15 protein-coding genes are annotated in these 19,243 nt (G+C 70.8%); 8 read left to right on the plus strand and 7 right to left on the minus strand.

What is annotated here, in order from left to right; translation table 11 throughout:
- Positions 1–176: 176 nt before the first annotated feature.
- Positions 177–1,226 (plus strand): sodium-dependent transporter, encoded by a 1,050-nt coding sequence (locus ACFVFQ_RS04680; protein WP_383408597.1) that lies wholly within the window; start codon positions 177–179, stop codon positions 1,224–1,226.
- 22 nt (positions 1,227–1,248) lie between these two features.
- Here the strand turns inward: ACFVFQ_RS04680 and ACFVFQ_RS04685 are convergent, their stop codons facing one another.
- From ACFVFQ_RS04685 to ACFVFQ_RS04700, 4 genes are all read right to left on the minus strand, one after another.
- Positions 1,249–2,334, minus strand: coding sequence for a FecCD family ABC transporter permease (locus ACFVFQ_RS04685; RefSeq protein ID WP_383408600.1), 1,086 nt, complete (start codon positions 2,332–2,334; stop codon positions 1,249–1,251).
- Positions 2,331–3,365, minus strand: coding sequence for a FecCD family ABC transporter permease (locus ACFVFQ_RS04690; RefSeq protein ID WP_383408603.1), 1,035 nt, complete (start codon positions 3,363–3,365; stop codon positions 2,331–2,333). The genes ACFVFQ_RS04685 and ACFVFQ_RS04690 overlap by 4 nt, the downstream gene beginning before the upstream one ends.
- Positions 3,366–3,384: 19 nt before the next feature.
- Entirely contained in the window at positions 3,385–4,422 is a 1,038-nt protein-coding gene (locus ACFVFQ_RS04695; protein ID WP_383408606.1) for an iron-siderophore ABC transporter substrate-binding protein, read from the minus strand.
- Between the two features lie 319 nt (positions 4,423–4,741).
- Positions 4,742–5,167: a hypothetical protein gene (locus tag ACFVFQ_RS04700; protein WP_383408609.1), complete on the minus strand. Its 426-nt coding sequence runs from the start codon at positions 5,165–5,167 to the stop codon at positions 4,742–4,744.
- 420 nt (positions 5,168–5,587) lie between these two features.
- Here ACFVFQ_RS04700 and ACFVFQ_RS04705 point away from each other — a divergent pair, with 420 nt between their 5' ends.
- The 7 genes from ACFVFQ_RS04705 to ACFVFQ_RS04735 all read left to right on the plus strand — a co-directional run bounded on the left by ACFVFQ_RS04705 (position 5,588) and on the right by ACFVFQ_RS04735 (position 15,144).
- The gene (locus ACFVFQ_RS04705; RefSeq protein WP_383408612.1) at positions 5,588–6,106 is read left to right on the plus strand and encodes a universal stress protein; all 519 of its coding nucleotides are present in this window, start codon (positions 5,588–5,590) and stop codon (positions 6,104–6,106) included.
- Between the two features lie 503 nt (positions 6,107–6,609).
- Entirely contained in the window at positions 6,610–7,764 is a 1,155-nt protein-coding gene (locus tag ACFVFQ_RS04710) for an oxygenase MpaB family protein (RefSeq protein WP_383408616.1), read from the plus strand.
- Positions 7,765–7,971: 207 nt separating this feature from the next.
- On the plus strand, positions 7,972–9,450 hold the full coding sequence (locus ACFVFQ_RS04715) for a PepSY-associated TM helix domain-containing protein (RefSeq protein WP_383408621.1): 1,479 nt from the start codon (positions 7,972–7,974) through the stop codon (positions 9,448–9,450).
- On the plus strand, positions 9,335–9,994 hold the full coding sequence (locus tag ACFVFQ_RS04720) for a DUF5134 domain-containing protein (protein WP_383408624.1): 660 nt from the start codon (positions 9,335–9,337) through the stop codon (positions 9,992–9,994). The genes ACFVFQ_RS04715 and ACFVFQ_RS04720 overlap by 116 nt, the downstream gene beginning before the upstream one ends.
- Positions 9,995–10,360: 366 nt before the next feature.
- The gene (locus ACFVFQ_RS04725) at positions 10,361–12,481 is read left to right on the plus strand and encodes a transglycosylase domain-containing protein (protein ID WP_383408627.1); all 2,121 of its coding nucleotides are present in this window, start codon (positions 10,361–10,363) and stop codon (positions 12,479–12,481) included.
- Positions 12,482–12,544: 63 nt separating this feature from the next.
- Entirely contained in the window at positions 12,545–13,846 is a 1,302-nt protein-coding gene (locus tag ACFVFQ_RS04730; protein ID WP_383408630.1) for a hypothetical protein, read from the plus strand.
- Positions 13,847–14,028: 182 nt separating this feature from the next.
- Positions 14,029–15,144, plus strand: a complete 1,116-nt coding sequence (locus tag ACFVFQ_RS04735; protein ID WP_383408965.1) for an amidase domain-containing protein — start codon at positions 14,029–14,031, stop codon at positions 15,142–15,144.
- Positions 15,145–15,250: 106 nt separating this feature from the next.
- On the opposite strand, the gene ACFVFQ_RS04740 is transcribed toward ACFVFQ_RS04735, so the two are convergent.
- The 3 genes from ACFVFQ_RS04740 to ACFVFQ_RS04750 form a co-directional block, all read right to left on the minus strand.
- Positions 15,251–16,063 carry a PE-PPE domain-containing protein gene (locus ACFVFQ_RS04740; protein ID WP_383408637.1) on the minus strand — a complete coding sequence of 271 codons (813 nt, stop codon included), beginning with the start codon at positions 16,061–16,063 and terminating at the stop codon, positions 15,251–15,253.
- A 129-nt stretch (positions 16,064–16,192) separates the two neighbouring features.
- A complete protein-coding gene (locus ACFVFQ_RS04745) occupies positions 16,193–16,687 on the minus strand; it encodes a VanZ family protein (RefSeq protein ID WP_383408640.1) in 495 nt (164 codons plus the stop codon).
- Positions 16,688–16,793: 106 nt separating this feature from the next.
- Positions 16,794–19,154 (minus strand): molybdopterin oxidoreductase family protein, encoded by a 2,361-nt coding sequence (locus ACFVFQ_RS04750; protein WP_383408643.1) that lies wholly within the window; start codon positions 19,152–19,154, stop codon positions 16,794–16,796.
- Positions 19,155–19,243 lie beyond the last annotated feature (89 nt).

A 19,243-nucleotide genomic window follows, 5' to 3' on the forward strand; every position in this document is an offset into this window, starting at 1 on the left:
CGGGTCAGGGTGCCCGACCGTCCCATCGGATACCTGAACGCATCCTGACTGCCGCCGCGTACCGCTCCCCTCGCGCGCGCGGCACGAGCAGCATGACGCCATGCACACGCACTTCCCTCGCCCCCACATAGCGGCCCTCCGTCCCGCCCCTGACCCCACGACGGAAGAAGGCCGCCTTGCCCGCTCCGACCACCGCCCACGCACCCCTTGACCGCGCGACCGCCTGGCTGCGACGCCGTCTGGGCCGAGCCGTGCTGCTGGCCTACGCCGGCGCCCTGATCCTGCCGGGCCCCGGCCTCTGGCTGCGCCGCACCCACGCCCTGCCACTCGGTCCGCTGCCCCAACTCCCGCTGTCCACCGCCCCGTTCCTGCTGTCGCTGGTGCTGTTCTCGGCGGGGCTCCAAGTGCCCGTCCGTGAGCTCGGCCGGGTACTGCGACACCCGGGGGCGCTGCTCGTGGGGCTCGCGTTGCACCTGGCGATCCCGTTGGCGGTCATCCCCGTCGTCGCGTTCCTGCTGCACCGGTCGCCCGACACCGACGGCGGCAGCGGGCTGGTCACCGCGATGATCCTGATCGTCGCGATGCCCGTCGCCGCCGGCGCCACGGTGTGGACCGGCAAGGGGGACGGCGACCAGCCCACGATGGTGGGGCTGGTACTCGCCTCCACCCTCCTGTGCCCGCTCACCGCGCCCACGCTGATCGCGTTGCTGTCCCCGCTGCTCAGCGGCGGCTACGCCGACTCCCTCGCCGCGAGCGGCCACACGGCGGGCGGCGGCTTCGCCCTCGCCGGCGTGGTGCTGCCCTGCGCCGCGGGCATTTTGCTCCGACTCGCCCTGCCCACGGCCTGGTTGGAGCGGGGACTGCGCACCGTCGTGCCGGCGGCCCTGGCCGGCTCACTGGTCCTGACGTACGTCAACGCCAGCGGCGCCCTGGGCTCGTTCCTCGCCCGGCCGCGGCCCCTGCTGCTGGGTGCGGCACTCGTCGTGGCGGCGCTGGTCTGTCTGCTGTCGTTCGTGCTCGGCCGGTGCGCCGCCCGGCTGTTGCGGCTGGACCCGCCCGCGGCCTCGTCGCTCACGCTCGCCTGCGGCATGAACAACAGCAGCGCGAGCGCCGTGCTGATCAGCACGGCGCTCCCGGACAAACCGCATCTGCTGCTGCCGGTCCTCGCCTACGGCCTCTTGCAGAAGACCGCCGCCCACCGCGTCGTGCTACGGCGCCCGGCCTAGACAAGCCCTAGTGGCCCGCCCGTCACAGGGCCCCGCGGCGCCACTCGCGGAGCAGCAGGTAGCCCAGATACGCACCGCCCAGCGCCATCGTCCAGATGCCGACGGGCAGTTTGCCGAAGACCGGAGCGTTCTGGGCCGCCAGGTCGGCGAGGACGAGCAGCAGGGCGCCGGAGAGTGCGGAGAGCGCCAGGTGTGGGCCGGTGCCGCGGGTGATCCGCTTGACGATCTGGGGTGCGGTGAGTGCGATGAACGAGATCGGGCCGGCCACCGTGACGGCGCCGGCGGAGAGCACGATCGTCAGCAGCACGGCCCCAGTGAAGGCGCGGTCAGGCCGCGCGCCCAAGGCCGCCGCCGTGGTCCGGCCCATCTCGCTGATGCCCAGCGGGCGGGACAGCAGCGCGGCGCACGGCGCGCAGAGCAGCAGCACCACGCCGATGGTTGCCGCGTCGTCCCAAGAGCGGGCGGTGAGGCTGCCGTTGAGGTACGAGCTGAGCACGGTGGCCTGGTCGCGTTCGATGGCGTAGACGATGTACTGGATGAAGGCGGTGGCCATCGCCGAGACCCCGATGCCCGCGATGACCAGTCGGGTGGGGTTACGGAAGCCGCTCCCGGTCGACAGGTACACCACCGCCATGGCCACCAGCGCCCCGCCGAGCGCCCCCAACGCGACCGGTGCGCCCGGGAAGAGCAGGGCGACCAGTGCGGCACCCGCACCGGCTCCGGGGCCGAGGCCGATGACGTCCGGGCTGCCCAGCGGATTCCGGGTCACCGACTGGAAGAGGGCGCCGGACAGTCCGAAGGCGGCGCCGGCGGCGACCGCCACCGTCAGCCGCGGTCCGCGCAACCGGTCCAGGACGAAGGAGCTCACGCCGGTGGCATGGCCGGTCAACGCCGAGGGCAGGTCCGGCAGGGCGATGCCGAGGCGGCCCACGGTGAGGGTGGCGGTGCAGGCCGCCAGGATGGCCACGCACAGGGCGACGCCGACCCAGAACATCCGGACCGGGACCCGCAGAGCGACCCTCGACCCGAGGGTAAGGAGGAACTTTCGGCTGCCCGGCCGCGGCCGCCGAACGGCGGCGGCGGGCGCGGGAGTGAGGGAGTGGGTCACGAGGCGGCTCGCATCCTACGGACGGCGATCAGAAGGGCGGGGGCTCCGGCGAAGGCGGTGACGACACCGACCATCAGCTCCTGGGGGCGCACCAGGAGCCGTCCGATGACGTCGGCGGCCAGCAGCAGGGTCGGGCCGAGCAAGGCGCTGAGCGCGAGCTGGCGCCGCAGGTCGGCCCCGAGGAGGGTGCGGGCCAGGTGCGGAACGGCCAGGCCGACGAAGGCGATCGGCCCCGCGGCCGCGGTGGCGGCGGCGCTCAGCAGGGTGGCCGTCAGCAGCGCGGCGGCCTTGACCCGCTCCGGGCGGGCGCCGAGGGCGGTGGCGGAATCCTCGCCCAGCGCAACGATGTTGAGGCCGCGGCCCAGGAACAGGGCCACCGCGAATCCGGCGACTACCAGCGGCAGCACGCCCCGCACGGCGTCCCAGTCGTGGCCGCCGAGGGCGCCGACGACCCAGTAGCGGTAGCTGTCGAAGACCTGCGGGCGGCTGAGCGTGACGGCCTGGATGAAGGCGCTGAGCACCGCGGTGAGCACCGCGCCGCCCAGCACCAGCCGCACCGGGTTCAGTCCCCGCCCGAGGGTGCCGATGACGTAGACGAACACGCCGGTCAGCAGGGCGCCGGGCAGCGCCCACAGCAGCGTCTGGGTCTGCCCGGCGGCGCCGGCGAACGCGGTGCCGGCCACCACGCTCGCGGCGGCCCCGGTGTTGACGCCCAACAGGCCCGGTTCGGCCAGTGGGTTGCGGGTCACCGTCTGCATCAGCACGCCTGCCACGGCGAGGCCGAGACCCACCACGATTCCCAACGCGGTGCGCGGGTAGCGGCTTTCGACCACGGTGGTGGTGTAGGCGTCGCCGTGGCCGGTGACGGCGTCCCACACCTGGCCCGGGGCCAGGGTCTTGCTGCCGAACATGATGCTGGCCAGGCAGACGAGGGCCAGGGCCGCCAGGGCGAGGAGCAGCAGGGCGGCGGTGCGTCGGCCGGGCCGGCGCACCGGGGTCCGCTGCTGCGCGGTGTCGATGGTCGCGGTCATGTGTGCACCCCGTCCCGCGCTACTTGCCGGCCTTCTTCACCGCGCCGTCGATCAGCGGCAGGTAGCGCTTGATGCTGTAGGGCACGGTCAGCGGGTTGATCATGGAGGAGGCGGTGACGAAGGAGTTGTCCGAACTCGCCACGACGGCACCCTTCTTGACCGCCGGCATGGCCGCGTACAGCGACTGCTTCTCGATCTCCTGCCGGGTCTTGCCGTCGGAGTAGAAGGTGAACAGGACGTCGCTCTTGTTCAGCTTGTCCGCGTTCTCCAGGCCGATCAGCGACGAGGCGGTGCCGTCGGTCTCCTTGAAGGTGTTGACCACCGGATCGACCTTGAGCCCCAGGGACTTGACCATTTCCACCCGCTGCTCTTCGGGCTTGAACACGCCCAACGTGCCCGGCCCCGAGGTGTAGATGTAGGAGAAGGTCGCGTTCTTGTAGTTCGGGTGGGCGGCGGCGGCATCGGCCAGCTGCTTCTTGATGCCCTTGATCAGCTCGGTGCCCTTCGCCGGCTGGCCGACCGCCTTGGCGATGGTGTTGATCTGCTGGTCCCAGCGGGTGCTCCACGCCTTGTCCGGATACGCGACGGTCGGCGCGATGTCCTTGAGGAGGTCGTACTGCTTGGCCGTGATGCCCGACCACGGCGCCAGGATCAGATCGGGGGCCAGTTCGGTGATCGCCTCGATGTCGAGCTGATCGCCCCCCTTGAACTGCTTGGGCAGCGGGTCGCCGGACTTCTTCACCGCGTCCCGGATCCAGGGCAGGTAACCGGACTTGTCGCTGCCCCACGCGTACTCCTCCACACCAACCGGCGTGTGCCCCAGGGCGATTGCCGTCTCGGCCGAGCCCTGGCCGAGCGTGACGATCCGCTTGGGTTCCTTCTTGATCGTGGCCGTGCCCAGCGCGCTCTTGATGGACACCGGGAACACGCCGTTACCGCTCGCGGCGGCGCTGTCGTCGTCTCCCCCGCTGCCGCAGGCGCTGGTGACCAACAGCAGCGAGGTCACCGCCGAGGCGGCGAGGAGACGGCGCGATATCCGGCGCGAGGCGATGGCCATGCCAGGTCCTTTTCTTCGGGGGCCGCGGTGCGCACGGCCCGCTCGACTGCGGTCGACAGTCCGTCCGGACGGCGCGCGTGAAGCCCCCACCCCCGGCAAGACTTAGGTAAGCCTAACCTCTTATTGATCTGCCCGACACAACACGACGTGAGCGCCCGGCCCCTGAGGGTTCCTGGCGGGTGGGCTCACAACGCCTCGTTGCGGGCGGGGTGGTGGGCGAGGAACCGGCAGCGTGGGGGCACCGGGACGCGAGTGGGCCCGGCAGGACGGACGCTTCCACCTGCCGGGGATTCTCGGATGACGGCGGCCTGGTCCTCGTCTACCGGCCGCCGGCCGCCGGGTGGAATGACCTGCTCAGCGACCACACGATGAGGAGGTCGAAGGCCATCACGATGATGGACCACACCGGGTAGTACGGCACGAACATGAACTGGGTGATCAGGCTGATCCCCGCCACTGCGATGCCGGCTCCGCGCGCCCAGACCATGTCGAGGAGGATTCCGACGCCGACGACGAAGAGTGCCACACCGATGACGAGGTGAATCCAGCCCCACGCGGTGAGGTCGAATCGGTAGGCATATCCGAGCGCGGAGAAGACCCGGTCGCGGGTGATTGCGGTGATGCCCTGAAGAATGCTGAGGGGGCCGCTTACCGTGAGCGCCACACCGGCGAACAACGCGTCGCCGACGACGACTTTGCCGTGGTAGACGCTCCGCTGCTGCCCCTTGTCCGGCATTGCTGCCATGACCGCTGCCTTCCTGTTCGGCGCGGCCGCCGACGCACCCGCAGGGGGAGGCGAACCACGCTCTCCTGCCAGCGTCGCGCCGAACCTCCGCCGCCGCGACCGCAAGCCCGAGGCCGCGGTCGCGGCGTCCCCACGTGGTCACCGGTGGTATCCAGCCGTACCTGGTCGTACCGTTCAACAGCCCCATGCCTGCCGCAGAATCCACACCGCACCACCCAACGCGCCGGCATCCCCACCCGTTGGCCGGCCGGCATCATGACGTCGTCAGGGTCTCCTCCACCCGCGTATGGGAAGCGCCAACGAGGCGGGATCGCTGCTGCGGCGGCGCTTCGATGAACGCGACAGAGACGCGGGGCTCGGTCGCGACAGGTAAGCGCGACTCGGGTCGCGCGAGGGCGGCACATTCAAGGAGCGTGGCCCATGGCCGAACCCCTGGGCTCGCGCGTCGTGGTCGGCGTGAGCGGTTCGTTGGGGAGCGTGACGGCTCTGCATCGGGCCGCCGCGGAAGCCCGCGTGCGGAGTGCGGAACTGTGGGCCGTACTGGCCTGGGAGCCGCCCGGTGGCGACCTCCCCTGCCGCGGCGCGTCCCTGGTGACCGCGTGGCACCGCATGGCGAGTGAACAGCTCATGGATGCCTTGGACACCGCCTTCGGCAGCGACGGGCCACACGTCCCGCTCCACGCTCTGGTCGCGCGCGGCACACCGGGAAGGGTGCTGGTGGCGACCGCCGACCGGGGCGACGACCTGCTCGTGATCGGCGCCGGGGCCCGCGGCCGGCTGCGTCGCGGAATGTGGCCTTCGGTCTCCCGGTACTGCGTGGCACGCGCCTGCTGCACAGTGCTGGCCGTCCCGCCCTCTCCCCTGCACCACAGCCTCACCGCCATGCACCGTCGCAACGCGTGGAAACTCCCGCTCACCACACGGAGTTTGACCGGCTGACGGTCTCACTCGCCCATGGCCCTGTGCGCCATGGCGTCACCCAACGCATCGCGGCGGCCGGCCCTCGGCCCCGCGTATCCGTGGCATCCACGCGCCCGTGAAACCGCGGAGGGCACGCGCGCAGGGCGCACCAGCGGCACGGCGTCGAGTGGTTTGGGCGCCCCGCGGTTCCGGTCGTCGGCAAGTGCGCCTCCGCGGGCGGGAGTGCGCCCTCGTGCGCGGGGGTGCGCCTCGGGTTACCTCATAAGGGTAGTCGTCGGATTTTCGCCGCATGAGCGTGAGGTTCCTCGGACATCTTGGCCCGACCGGTTCGTCCGCCCGCTCCCGTGCCGTGCGGCGCCCCGGGTGGACGACACGCATGACGACACGGGTGGCGACACGCACTCGCGAACACCCCAGATGCCCCGGGCGACCCGGGCATCCGGTGGCGCGATGCCGAGACGACAAGCAACGACGAGCAACGACGAGAAGCAACAAGAGACGACAAGAAATGGAGGCTCACCATGGCTTTGACGGTTGAGACGGTTGCGGCCGAGTTGGAGGCGGCGAACCAGGCCGGTGACCCGCTTGCCGATGCGCTGGTCTCCGATCTGATCGACAAGGGGGAGGTCGACGGCGTCAACGGCCTGTTCCGCACGATCGGGACGCTGAAGCCGGGCCAGGACAACTCCCAACTCCCCGGGCGGTTGCGGGAGTTCCTCGACGAGGCCGCGGCCGAGCCGCCGGGCTGGAGCGAGGCGGACGTCAGGGCCGCAGAGGGGTTCTTCGCCCACCACCACGGTGAGGCGTCGATGCTCCAGGGGACCGTCGGGCTCATCGGCACCTACCTCTCCCCCACCGGCGCGTTCACCCTCCGCTCAACGGGGCGCCTGGGCGGCGTCGAGGGGCCGGGCCGACGGCTGTCGCAGTCCTCGCGGCTCTTCCTCGACATGGGCAACAAGGGCGCCCTGCGGGACGGTTCGCTGGCGGCGACCGTCACCAAGGTGCGCCTGGTCCACGCCTCGGTGCGGCAGCTCCACAAGAAGAGCGGCGAGTGGGACTACGCGAGGTGGGGCGAGCCGGTCTCGCAGAAGTACACCACCGGCGCCACCTGCGTCTTCAGCACCCAGATCCTCCAGTCCATGAAGAACCTCGGCATCCACGTCTCCCGGGAGGACGCCCACGGCTTCATCTGCGCCTGGCACTACATCAACCACTACCTGGGTACGCCGGAGAAGTGGCTGGTGCCCAAGGACGCCGACGAGGCCGAGCAGGTGTGGAACTCCCAGCGGGACAAGGAGTGGCAGAAGACCGACGACGGCGTCTTCATGACCCGGCAGGCCGTCGACTTCTACCGGAAGTTCCTGCCGCCGGGCGCGCACGACGCCTACATGGCCATGGTGCGCGTGGCGCTCACCGACAAGTACGCCGACCTGGCCGGCCTCCCGCGCAGCGTCCTGGACCTGGCCGGCAAGCCGCTCGCCGCCGGGCACGACGTGCTCAGCGGCATCGGCGGCGGCCTCCTCGGCGGCGCCGTCGAGGAGACCGTGGGCGTCAACCCGTACAAGGAGATCCTCGGTATCGCCTCCAAGGCGTTCAACGGCGTCGAGCGCTTCGCCCTCACCCACGACCAGGACGACCAGCCGCAGATGCACCAGGAGCTCCACGACGACCGCTGAGGCGGCACGGGGGCCGGCGCCGGGTGACCGTGGGGGCCACGGTCACCCGGGCGTTGCGGGCGCCCGCCCCGCCCCCTCCACCCTTCTCCAGGGTGACGACGCTCACCTCGCATGCGCGGGAACTTCTCGCGCCAACGCTCCGACTCCTCCTGCGGACCGTAGACATCGGTCGACGATCGACGACACCCGCAGGAAGAAGAGTCCGCCATGGCCGCAAGTCGCAGCACGTCAGTCGCGTCAGAGGGGGCGGCTGCGCCACCGGACGGGGCGCCGGGCGACGGCGGCTCGCCCGCCGTGGGCAACGGGCCCGAGGTCGTGGCGGCCAACCCCTCGGCCACGCCGAGCACTTGGCGCCACCTGCGCCCCTTGCTGCTGCGGCTGCACTTCTACGCCGGCGTCCTCGTCGGCCCGTTCCTGCTCGTCGCGGCGCTGACCGGGCTGGCCTACACCGCGGCGCCGCAACTCGAATCGGCGCTCTACCAGCACGAGTTGACGGTCACCCCGCGCGGCGCGGCCGCCCCGCTGGCCAGTCAGGTCGCGGCCGCCAGGCGGGCGGTGCCCGACGGGTCGCTGGTGTCGGTCAGCCCGGCCCCTGGTCGTACGGACAGCACCCGGGTCGTCTTCGACCGGCCCGGGTTGCCCGACGGCACCACGCTCACCGCGTTCGTCGACCCCTACGACCACCAGGTGCTCGGCACGCTGCGCACCAACGGCCAGTGGCTTCCGGTCCGCGCCTGGCTCGACGACCTCCACCGCACGCTGCACCTGGGAGAGCTGGGCCGCAACTACAGTGAGTTCGCCGCCAGTTGGCTCTGGGTCGAGGTCCTCGGCGGGCTCGCCCTGTGGATCGGCGCGCCCCGCACCCGGCAGCGGTTGCGCACCCTCGTCCTGCCGCGCCGCGGCGCCAAGGGTCGGCGCCGCACCATGTCCTGGCACGGCGCGGTGGGTGTGTGGGCGTCCGTCGGCCTGCTGGGGCTGTCCGCCACGGGCCTGACCTGGTCCGCGCATGCCGGCGCGAGCATCGGCGAGCTCAAGGACGCGCTGGGCGGCAACACTCCGACGGTTTCCACGGCCCTCGCCACGGGCGGCGGGAGCACTTCCGGGACCCGTTCCGGCGCCGTCGGCACGAAGGACGTCGGCATCGACGCCGTCGCGGCCGCCGCGCACGGCGCCGGGCTGCGCGGACTGGTCGTCATCTCCCCGCCCGTCAAGGCGGGTTCGGCCTATGTCGTGAAGGAGAACACCCGCTCCTGGCCCGAGCGGCAGGACTCGGTGGCCGTCGATCCGACCACCGGGAAGGTGACCGCCACGCTGAAGTTCGACGACTATCCGGTGCTGGCCAAGCTGACGCGTTGGGGCGTCGACGCCCACATGGGCCTGCTGTTCGGCCTGGCCAACCAGATCGCGTTGGCGCTCCTCGCGGTCGGCCTGACCGTCATGGTCCTCTGGGGCTACCGGATGTGGTGGCTGCGGCGGCCCACCAGGTCCGCCGGCGCCCTGGGGCGAGCGCCGGCGCGTGGCGCATGGCGCCGGCTGCCGGGGCGGGTACTGGCGCCGGCCGTGGTCGCGCTTGCCGTCGTGGGCACTTACGTCCCGCTGTTCGGCCTGCCGCTGCTGGCGTTCCTCCTCACGGACCTGGCCGTGGGCGCCGTACGGCGGCGACGCGGAGGGCGGGTGGCCCCGTGATCGCCGCGATCGGGCTGCGCTGGGTCCTTACGGCGCTCTACGCCCTTCCGGTGCTCTACGGGTTGCGGTCGGTCGTCGCTCGCGACGGGACCGTGGCGGACCGGATCGGCCACGGACTCCATGTCGTCACGGGCCGCTCCGAGCCCAATCCGCGGATCGTGGGCGGGCGTTGCTCGTCACCCTGCCGCACGTGCTGATGCTGGGGGCCATGGCGTGGATGGGCGCCGTGATGGGTTCCTCGCCGATGTCTGCCGGTCGGGGCGGCGGGCAGGCCATGGACGAGATGCCTGGCATGCCGATGGCGGAGGCTTCCGGCGCCACGAAGACGGGGTGGGTCGGCACCGGTCAGCGGCCGACCGCCGCGGTGCTTGCCGTCCTCTTGGTCGTGGTCGCGCTGCGGTGGTTGGCGCGCGCCTTCGACGTGGCGCGCTCCGCCCCCGAGGTGGCGTCGGGTTTCGTCACCCGGGGCGGCGCAGGCGTTCGGCCCCGCCTGTCACGCGGCCATGGGCTGGGCATGGCCGCGGTGTTCGCACTGCTCATGTGACGCGTCGACACCACTGGGCGGAGGGGGCAGGGCCGGGTGGCCCTGCCCCCAACTGCGGTGCGGGGGCCGCCCGGCCCTGGCCATCTGTTCCGTTTGTTTCCGTTCGGACATTGCGTGGAGATTTAGAAAATATCGCTGATAGATTTGCGCAAGTGGTGAAGGCCGCGGTGTGGCTGGGGGGCTGGGGCGGCGACTGCGCCACCCCCGTGCGAGCCACACGCACAGTGCGGAGGGAAGACTTCAGTGACAGGGACCGGGCGGGGGCCGGACAGTCCGGATGAGGGCCACGCGCCTTGGGATCGCCGACGGGCCACGCCCCGGGAGCCCGTCGCCGACGCGGCAGGCGACGCCCGGGCGCCTCAACCCGTGGACCCCGAGCGCACGTTGCAGCTCAGGATCGAACCTCCCGCGCTCACCGAAGAGACCCTGCTGATACGCAGGCCGGAGCCGCCCGGCGGCCGGGCCGACCGCCGTAGGGCCGCGCCGTCACCGTCCGGCCTCCTACGCAAAGGCGCGCTGCCGGCCTCCCTCATCGCGCGGCTGACGCCGTACGCCCGCCGGCTCAGACCCCACTATCCGCGCCCGGGCCGCGCCGGTTGGCGCCGCTGGATACCCTCCGGCCGGCAGTGGCTGGGCATCGCGTCGACCGTCATCGGCCTGTCCGGACTGTTGTTGGGGATCGTCTACGCCGCCACCGACATCCCCAAGGACCTCAACACCTACGCCACCCAGCAGGACAACGTGTTCTTCTGGTCCGACGGCACCCCCATGGCCCGCACCGGCTGGGTGCAGCGGCAGGCGATGCCGCTCAAGGGCATACCGGAGGACGTCCGTTGGGCCGTGTTGGCGGCCGAGAACGAGAGCTTCTACAGCGACGCCGGCGTCTCGTTCACGGGCATTACCCGCGCCCTGTGGCGCACGGTCGGTCGGGGCGACACCCAGGGCGGCTCGACCATCACCCAGCAGTACGTCAAGAACGTCTACCTCAACCAGGATCAGACCCTCGGCCGCAAGTTCACCGAGGCGCTGATCGCCCTCAAGCTGGACAACCGGATGAGCAAGGACGCGATCCTGGAGGGGTACCTCAACACCAGTTGGTTCGGCCGCGGCACCTACGGCATCCAGCGCGCCGCGCAGGCGTACTACGGCAAGGACGTCGGCGAACTCAACGTGAGCGAGGCCGCGTTCCTGTCCTCGCTGCTCAAGGGCGCCGGACTGTACGACCCCACGCTGAGCGCGGCCAACCACAAGCGTGCGGTGGAGCGCTGGAACTGGGTCCTCAACCGGATGGTCAAGATAGGCAAGCTGTCGCCGTCCGAGCGGGCCACGTACCGGACGTTCCCCGAGCCGCTCAAGCGGAACCCGCTGTACGACACCGGTGAGCAGAGCGACTACTTGGTGGAACTCGCCTCCCAGTACGCCAAGGACGCCGGGCACCTCTCGGACAGGGAATTCGACCTTGGCGGCTACCAGATCTACACCACCTTCGACCGCAAGCGGGAGGCGGCCCTCGACTCCGTGGTGGCCAAGGCGCGCCAACAGGTCCAACGGGCCCACCCGGACGCGGCGGCCGCCGCCCACTACGGCGTCGCGTCGGTGGCCACCGACGGCCGCATCCTCGCGGTCTACGGTGGCCCGGACCACCGCAAGCAGGGTTTCAACGAGTCCAACGCCACCACGGTGCCGTCCGGTTCGGCCTTTCTGCCGTTCGTGTACGCGGCCGGTCTGGAGCACGGCGCCGTCAAGCGGCGGGACGCGCCCCGGGAGCAGGTCACCCCGCAGTCCCTCTACGACGGCGACGACGACGTGCCCGTCAGCACGCCGGAGGGCCCCTATTGGAACCGCAGCGGCAAGAAGGTCTCGGCGCACAACGACGGCGGGCGGTCGTGGGGTCGGATCACCTTGCGCGAGGCGCTCGCCAGGTCGGTGAACACCCCGTTCATGCAACTGGGCATGGACGCGGGCCTGGACAAGGTGAAGCAGACCGCCCAGGCAGCCGGACTGCTGTCGTCCAGCATGGGGCCCCAAGTACCCGCGCTGTCCCTGGGCAGTTCCACGCCGAGCGCGATCCGCATGGCCAGCGGCTACACCACCTTCGCCGCCGCGGGGCGGCACACCGAGCCGTATTCCGTGCGCCGCATCACCCGGAACGGCTCGGCGGTGCGGCTGGACGTCCCGGAGGCGCGCCGCGCGGTCGGCGCCCGGGTGGCCGGGGAGGTGACGCAGGCGCTCACGGACTCTTTCCGCCTGGCCCACCCGGGCGCCGCTCCCGCCTCGGCCGCGGTGTCCGGCAAGGCCGGCACCACCGCCGACGACTGTGCCGCCTGGTACGTCGGCACGGCCCGCACCGTGTCGACGGCCGTGGTGGTCTACCGCATGGACCTGGCCAAGAGCCTCGAACCGCTGCCGTTGAAGGGGCTCGCGGGTTCCGCCACCGGCGGTGTCCCCTACGACATTTGGGCGGGCGCCATGAGTCCCCTGCGCTGACCGGCGGACCGTCCGCGCCCACCCGCACCGCACCGGAACCTCCCTCGCAGATGAGAGCCCCGCATGAAGTCCACTCCCGGCCGTCGCCGCAAGGCCCGCGCGTCCCGCCGCACCGTCCGCACCGTCCGCACCCGGTTCACCGCCCTCGCGGCCGCCGGCCTCGTCGCCGGCTCGGCCGTCGCGGGGTACCTGGTGTTCGCCCAGACCGACGGCGACGCCCCGGCCCCCTCCGGCAGCAAGGCAGCCGCACCGGCCGACCAGAGGCCGCCACAGGCCCGCAAGGAACCTCCGTGGGACGGCAAGACCAAGGTCCTCGGCGACGGCTCGACCTCCTACACCGGCCCGCAGAAGGGGCAGTTGAAGCCGGTGCCGCTCAAGGCCGGTGAGAAGCCACCCCAGTTCGTGGTCTTCTCATGGGACGGTGCGCTGGAGGGCGACGAACGACTCTTCTCGCACTACCGCGAACTGGCCAGGGCCCATAACGCCCATATGACCTTCTTCCTCACCGGCATCTATCTGCTGCCCAAGAGCAAGCAGCACCTCTACCACCCGCCCCAGCACCCGGTGGGCTCGGCCGCGATCAGCTACCCCACCGACGCACACATCCGCACCACCCTGACCCAACTCGCCGCGGCCTACGAGCAGGGCAACGAGATCGGCACCCACTTCAACGGCCACTTCTGCGGCGCCAAGGGGGGCGGTGACTGGAGCGTCGCCGAGTGGAAGAGCGAGATCGACCAGTTCTACGACTTCGTGGAGAAGTGGAAGACCAACACCGGCAACCGGGACGCCCCGGCCCTGCCGTTCGACTTCCGCAAGGAGGTGACCGGTGGTCGCGCCCCCTGCCTGGAGGGCCAGCCGAACCTGCTCAAGGCCATGAGGAGTTACGGCTGGCGCTACGACGCCAGTTCCCCGGGCGACTTCCAGATATGGCCGACCAAGAAGGACGGCGTCTGGGACTTCCCGCTCCAGATGCTGCCGTACCCCGGCGGCAACTACCAGGGCCTGTCCATGGACTTCAACTTCCTCTACAACCAGTCCCACGGCGAGACCAAGGGCGATCCGGCCAAGTACGCCGACTGGCAACGGCAGACCGTCGCCTCCTACATGGCGGGCTTCAACCGCGTCTACTACGGCAGCCGGGCGCCGCTGTTCATCGGCAACCACTTCGAGGACTGGAACGGCGGCATCTATATGAAGGCCATCGACCAGGTGGTCAAGAACACCTGCGACAAGCAGGGCGTGAAGTGCGTGTCCTTCAAGGAACTCGCCGACTGGCTCGACGTGCAGAAGCCCGAAACGCTGCAACGCCTGCGCGGGCTGGACCCTGCGCAGTCCCCGGACTGGTCCACGGTCGTCAAGTAGCCCTGGAACGACCTGTCTTCCCTCGTGCACACCCCTTCACATTCTTCACACATCTCGTGCCAAAATGCGAACGCCCGGTCCATGTACCGGCGTAGAGGGGAACATCGTTGAAATCAAGAAAACCAAGAAAAATAGGCCGCAAGCGGAGCCGCGCCACCCTGGTTTCGGTGGCGGCAGCCTCAGTGGCCGCAGGAATCGTGCTACCCAACTGGACCGCGGGCGCCGCGGTCGTCGACGACCCGACGGTGGACGCGGCGACCAAGGCCACCTTCCAACGCCTGGCCGACGCGGTCTTCGCCGATCGCACCCAGTCCCTGATCGACGACGCCCCGAGCGGGCGTCAGACGTCGCACCCGCAGCGGACGTCCGGCTTCACCGGAAAGGTGCGGCTGTCCAAGACGCAGTCGCGCGAGGAGGGTTCGACGCTCGACGCGCTGCGCGCCCGCAAGTCCCGCCTCGCCCAACTCGGCGAGAAGTACAGCGGGTCCCACACCCGCGTCACGCTGGACGCCACCCGGGTGCGGGGCCGGCACGCCACGGTCGACGTCACCGAGACCACGACCCTGACGTACCAGAAGGCCAAGGCCAGCGACCCCAAGACCACCGGGTTCCAGGCCCACCACGAACTGGCCTTCCAGGCCGACCGCAAGGGTGACTGGCAACTGACCGGCGTCCGCGACACCGACGACGGCTACCTCGCGGTGAACCAGGTCGCCAAGCCCTCCGTCGCCGCGCCGGCCACCAGCGACGACCCGCCCTCGGCGACCCGCTCGGCCACCACCCGCCCCGCGCCGGCCGACCCGAAGGACTTCAAGGCCACCGGCTACGACTACAACGCCATGGCGGCCTACGCGACGAAGTACTGGAACCGGTACAACCCGGACTACCCCGACTTCAGCGACGCCGGCGCCGGCGGGGACTGCACCAACTTCGTCAGCCAGGCCCTCAAGGCGGGCGGTTGGAAGCACGTCCCCGGCTACACGACCGACTTCCACAAGTGGTTCGGCAACTCCGAGATCCAGTCGGATTCCTTCGTCGGCGTCAACGAGTTCTCCTGGTTCGCCCTGTCCTCGAAGCGGGCCAGGAGCCTCGCCAACGTCTACCAAATGGACCTCGGCGACGTGCTGCAACTGGACTTCGACCGGGACGGGTCCAAGGACCACTCCATGATCGTCACCAAGCGCAGCCGACAGGGCATGCCGTACCTCACTTACCACACCACCAACACCTACAACAGGTCGGTGGCCAGCCTCATCGCCGCGTACCCGGGCGCCGCGTACTACGCGTACCGGACCTGAGCGGCGGCCGCCCCCAGCGGCCCGCGTCATGACTCGCGGCCACCGCGGATCCTCATGGCTCCCACCAGTCCCGAGGATCCGCGGTGGCCGCAAGCGTTCCGGAGCCCTACGCGGGGTCTCCGTTCTCATTCAGCCACTGGACGCCGTCCTGGCCGCTCTGGTTGAGGTTCTTGGGGATGACGGAATCCGGGTACTTCCAGTGCAGGTTGAAGTAGCCGGGCGCATTGGTGACGGCCCGCAGGTCGCACACCGGGTCGCCGATGATGCAGTACCGCTTGACCGGAATCCCGTTGAACTTCACCGGGCCGGGGGCGCCGACGCTGGCCAACCCCGGGATGCCCAACCCCTTGGGGAGACGCGCGAACAGACCGGTGTCGGGCTGCATCGGGTCGGCGTAGAGCATGCCGTCGACCTGGTTGCGCGGAATGCCCGTGCTGCCGCTCGCGATCTTCTGGAGCACCTCGTCGGCGGCCTGGGCGCCCTGGGAGTAGCCGGTGATGGTGAGGCGCGCGCCCGGGTGCGCGCGGTGGGTGTCCTCCGCGGCCTGCAACCCCTTCTGGTAGCCCAGTTGCACGCTGGCGTCGTAGGCCGGTGCGGTGAGGGCGTCGGGGTTGAACTTCAACGGGGGCTCGACGAGCCCGCCGTGGACACCGATGAGCGGGCCGGCGGTGGCCGGGTAGCACACCTCGACCGCGGAGGAGCCGAGGTGGAGACGGTCGTTCGCGGTGTTGTAGGACTTGGAGATCGTGGGGCAGCCGGGACCGGAGTCCGTGGGACCGGTGCCGCCGATCTCGATGTAGTAGTGCTCTGCGCCGGCCGCGTGGGCGGCGGACGGGAACGCGACGGCGGTGCCGGCGGTCAGCGCCGCCGCCATCGCCGCGGTGCGCACAGCCCGTGCCGTCCGGCTCGTCTTCGACATTGCCTGATCTCCCCCTGAGGTCGTGGACGTGTCCGACAACGAAGGCCCCAGACGCTAGGCACGGCCGTTGAAATCGCGATGAATGCCGACGGCCGCGCTGGTGGCACGGCCCTCATGCACCACCACGCGTCAGGCGCGCAGGCGCGGTCCGGCCATCGTCCGCGTCCTGCGGAACGCGACCCGGACCGCTGCCGCACAGGCGTAACCGGCCACGCAGCCAAGGGTGTTGGCCAGCAGGTCGTTGAGGTCGGCGGTGCGCCCCGAGGCGGTGAGGTACTGCGTCGCCTCGATGGCGAGGGAGCCGAGGAAGCCGCAGGCCGCCGCGGTCGCGAAGCGTGCGCCGGCGCTCGCCAGGAGCAGCCCGCCGGGGACGAACATCACCACGTTGAGGAAGAAGTCCCAGGTGTCGGCGGGGTTCGACACGTCGAGCAGTTTGAGGTTCAACGCCTGTCCCCCACCGGAGCGGGTGCCGAACGTCAGGCCCACGACCCCGGCCACCCACAACCATCCCAGGGCGGCACAGACCCGGTGCGACGTCCGCCTGGGGCTCCGGAACAGGAACGTCACCGCCGCGATGACCGCACAGCCGAGGATGCCGATGCTCAGGGCCACGGGAAAAGACAAGGACACTCTCCAATCGCTCGCGCATCCGGCCCAGATCGGGCACGGGCGTTGGCTAGAGAGACGCAAAGGGTGAAAAGTCCGGTTCTCGCGTGCCTGGTGACTTACTTCACTCTTCGCGCTGTGCGCTTCGAGCGGCGGCGACCGCGTCCGCATCCGTGTCGGTGACCTTGGCCAGCCGGACCGGGGTGGCCTTGTAGACCGGCTGTTTGGAGATCGGGTCCCATGCGGTCCCGATGAGTTCGTTGGCCGCCCGGTTGTGCCGGTCCGGGTTCGGCTGGTCGAAGTAGCCGTAGTGGAAGGGGACGAACACCAGGCCGGGGCGGCTTCCGCAGAGCACGACGGGCGCCTCGATGGCGCCGTGCCGGGAGATCACCCGGACCAGGTCGCCGTCGGCGATGTCCCGGCTGTGGGCGTCGTCGGGGTGCAGCTCCACCCACAACTCCGGTTCGGCGTCGTTGAGTTCGGGGACGCGCGCGGTCTTGGTGCGGGTGTGCCAGTGGTAGACGCCGCGACCGGTGGTCAGGCACAGGGGGTACTGCTCGTCCGGCGGGTCGTGCGGTGCCACGTAGTGCGCTGCCTTGAGGTTGGCTCGTCCCGCGGGGTCGTGGGCGCGGTAGGCGTGCGGTTCGTGCTGGGCGCCGGTGGCCAGGTCGTGGCCGTAGTCCGCGCAGTGGTCGGCGGCGGTGGCGAAGACGTGGTCGGCGTAGAGGCGTTCGGTCCCGTCGGGGGCGGTCTCCGTGCAGGGCCATGGGACGCCGCTGCTGCCGCGCAGTCGCTCGTAGGTGAGGCCGGACTGGTCGCAGGGCCGGCCCTTGGTCAGGGCGATGAAGTCATTCCAGGCGTCCTCCGGTTGGTGCCAGGCGAGCAGCGGCCTGCCGTCGCGGTCGGCGAGGCGCATCCGACGGGCGTAGTCGAGGAGGATCGCGAAGTCGGTGCGGGCCTCGCCGGGCGGATCGACGGCCTTGTGGGAGAGGTGGACGGTGCGGTCGGCGTTGGTGAAGCAGCCGGTCTTCTCGCCCCACAGTGCGGTGGGCAGCACCACGTCGGCCAGTGCGGTGGTCTCGGTGGGAAAGGCGTCGGAGACGACCAGGAAGAGCCCGTCGGCCTTGAGGGTTGCCCGGATGCGGCGCAGTTCGGGGAGGGAGACGGCGGGGTTGGCACCGGTGATCCAGAGGAACCTGATCGACCCGTTCTCGCAGCGCCGGAAGATCTCCATGGCATGGGTGGGCGGCGAGCAGTCGCGGATGCGCCGTTCGTCGACGTTCCAGTGGTCGGCCAGGCGTCGCACATGGGCGTCGTTCTGCCAGTTGAGAGAGGCGGGCAGGGTGCCGTTGGCGCCGGTCTCGCGGGTGTTCTCGGCGGTGGGCTGGCCGTTCATCTGGAAGACGGTGGCCCCGGGCCGGCCGATCATGCCGCGCACGAGGTGGATGTTGTTGACCTGCACGGCGGCGGCGGTGGCCTGGTGGGACTGGTAGACACCGTGGAGGGCGGTGGAGACCAGTCGGTGTGCGGTGCCGATGAGCTGGGCCGCCCGGCGGATCAGGTGTGCGGGGATGCCGCAGATCTCCGCGGCGCGCTCCACGGGGTAGTCGGCGACGGTCCGGGCCAGTTCGGCGTAGCCGGTGGTGTGGTCGTCGAGGAATGCCTGGTCGATCCAGTCGTTGTCGATCAGTTCGTGCAGCAGGGCGTTGAGCAGGGCGACGTTGGTGCCCGGCCGGATGGCGAGGTGCACGTCGGCCGCGCGTGCGGTCGCGGTCAGGCGCGGATCGACGACGATCAGGCTGGGCCGGTCGGGGCCGTGCAGGCGGTCGAGCATCCGGGACCACAGCACGGTCTGGGTCTCCGCCACGTTGTGCCCGACGAGGAACAGCGTGTCGCAGTGGTCGATGTCGGTGTAGGAGCCGGGGTCGCCGTCGCTGCCGAAGTTCTCGATCAGGGCCCATTCCGCGGTGGCGCTGCTCAGGCGGGTGCTGCCGTCCAGGTGGGGCGTGCCGATCCCGCCCCGGGCGATCAGTGCCTGGGCGTAGGACTCCTCGGCGAAGAGTTGGCCGCTGCTGTAGAACGCCATGGCCGAGGGGCCGTGGTCGGCGACGACCGCCCGGGATCGTTCGGTCACGGCGCTCATGGCGGTGTCCCAGTCGACCCGTTGCAAGGCACCGTCGACGCGGACTTGCGGGTGCAGCAGGCGGTCGCGGGAGTGGTTGGCCTGCCAGCCGAACAGTCCCTTCGGGCCGAGCCGGCCGTGGCTGACCCGGTCCTCGGCGCGGCCGCGTACTCCCACGATGCGACCGTCGGCGACCGCGATGTCCAGTCCGCACCCGTTGGAACAGAGCACACAGGCGGACGGCACCCAGCGCTCGACGTGGTCCTGCGGGATGGCCAGGCATTCGTCCACGCGGAGCGGCCAGCTCTCGCCGGCGGCAAAGGGGGTTCGCTTGCCCCACACATCGCTGATCCGGTCAGCCATCGGGTGGTCCCTTCCGTACCGTGTGCCGGGGCCGGCCCCGGACTTCGCCGCACCGGCCCGGTGAGGCCGCGCGGACCGCGGCGGCACCC

The sequence above is a fragment of the Streptomyces sp. NPDC057743 genome (assembly GCF_042798755.1).
GTDB lineage: Bacteria > Actinomycetota > Actinomycetes > Streptomycetales > Streptomycetaceae > Streptomyces.